Here is a 722-nt window from a genome sequence, read left to right as displayed (position 1 = left end):
GGCCAGAGCCTGGCGTGATTTGAATGCTGCGCCCTGTTAGTCCCTGACTTCGTTTGGCTGCCTTGTATATGGAAGGATTCTCGGAAATTAGCGGCTCTAAGGGCGGCCTCACTGTAGGGACTTGTCAGGTTGAAGGCGGTATGACTGAAGCGACGAAGTGCTGTTTCTTGTCGTGTGATAGCTAGTCAGTGTTAACGCAAAGAGCCACCTCAAGGGTGGCTCTTTCTTTATGCATTACCAGCTGTAGCTCATGCCCAACTGCGCACTGGTCTGGTGATAGCCGCTGGCCTGTTGCCTGGCCAACCCGGCCCAGGCCCCGAACCCGTTGGCAAACTTCAGCGAGGCACCCGCGCTGACTTCCGCACGGCTTCGGGGAATACGCGCGTCCACGCGCTCGTCGTCCATCCACACCTGCGACTCGGCGCGGGTGCGCAGCCAGTTGGCCGCGATATAGGGCTGTACATCCGTGCCACCACCGCCCCATCGGGTCACCCCGGACAGGCGCAGGCCCACTCGGCCGTACAGACCATCGGCATCCTGCGTGGTCACCACCGTGCCATTGGCCTCAGTGTGGCGCAGGTCATCCCACCGGTTGTAGCCCACCTGCAGCTGCGGCTCCAGGAAGATCCCACCGTTCTGCGAGCCACCCACGCGGAAGGCGTAGCCGGTTTCGATGGCGCCTTGCCAGCCGCGACTGTCGTACCGCTCGGTAGCAAGTGCCA

General features: G+C 61.9%; 1 protein-coding gene. It reads right to left on the bottom strand.

Annotation, left to right across the window (positions count from 1 at the left end):
- Positions 1-234: 234 nt before the first annotated feature.
- A partial coding sequence (locus tag ACXJKH_RS21655; RefSeq protein ID WP_457322470.1) for an autotransporter outer membrane beta-barrel domain-containing protein occupies positions 235-722 on the bottom strand: 488 nt, incomplete at its 5' end.

Source organism: Stenotrophomonas sp. P5_B8, assembly GCF_054049855.1.
The sequence above is the reverse complement of the archived record's forward strand: the minus strand, read 5'-3'. Positions and strand labels throughout refer to the sequence as shown.